The sequence below is a fragment of the Streptococcus sp. GMD6S genome (genome assembly GCF_000297015.1).
On the sequence record NZ_AJRH01000189.1, the window covers coordinates 1 to 923 of the forward strand.

Consider the following 923-nt stretch of genomic DNA (forward strand, 5'->3'; position numbering starts at 1 on the left):
CCAGTCTGTGCGATTCTCCTGACCCACACCCACTACGACCATATTATGAGTCTGGACTTGGTGCGTAAGACTTTTGGAAATCCTCCAGTTTATGTCGCAGAGAGTGAAGCATCTTGGCTTTATACTCCAGTCGATAATCTCTCTGGTCTCCCTCGTCATGATGATATGGCAGATGTCGTCTGTAAACCAGCAGAACACACCTTTGTCTTTCATGAGGAATACCAGCTTGAGGAATTTCATTTTACTGTTCTACCAACCCCAGGCCACTCTATTGGCGGTGTTTCCCTAGTCTTTCCTGACTCCCATCTAGTCTTGACCGGAGATGCCCTATTCCGTGAGACCATTGGACGGACAGACCTTCCTACAGGCAGCACGGAACAACTCCTCCATAGCATTCAGACGCAACTCTTCACTCTTCCTAACTACGATGTCTATCCTGGGCATGGTCCAGCTACGACCATCGCTCACGAAAAGACCTTTAATCCCTTTTTCTAGCAAGCAAAAAACCAAGGATAACATCCTTGGTTTTTGTCTTACCAAATAATCACACGGTCCTCTGGTGAACGCCACATGCCGTCGCCTTCTTTGACATCATAGGTTGTAAAGAAGTCATCGAAGTTAGGTACTTGCACATTGACACGGAGTTTAGCAGGCGCGTGCACATCGACACTGGCCATAAGTTTCATCAACTCAGGACGGCCTTTCATACGCCAGATACGAGCAAAGTTGTGGAAGAATTCTTCAGCAGAGAAGTCTGCTTCTCTCTTGGCAGCTTCAAGGGCTGCGGCGATTCCCCCTAGGTCCGCTACATTTTCTGATACAGTTAGTTTCCCGTTAATCGTTGCGCCGTAAGATTCTTGCCCATCAAACTGGTCGATAACTTTCTGCGTTTTTTCTTTAAAGGCAGCATAGTCACTCTCTGT

At 47.2% G+C, this 923-nt stretch carries 2 protein-coding genes; one reads left to right on the forward strand and one right to left on the reverse strand.

All coding sequences use genetic code 11. From position 1 onward, the window contains the following. Positions 1–495, forward strand: a 495-nt coding sequence (locus GMD6S_RS09575) for an MBL fold metallo-hydrolase (RefSeq protein WP_000299439.1), incomplete at its 5' end; no start/stop codon positions are given. Between the two features lie 38 nt (positions 496–533). Here the strand turns inward: GMD6S_RS09575 and GMD6S_RS09580 are convergent. Continuing rightward, the coding region (locus GMD6S_RS09580) for a M13-type metalloendopeptidase (protein ID WP_000316269.1) at positions 534–923 on the reverse strand (390 nt) is incomplete at its 5' end.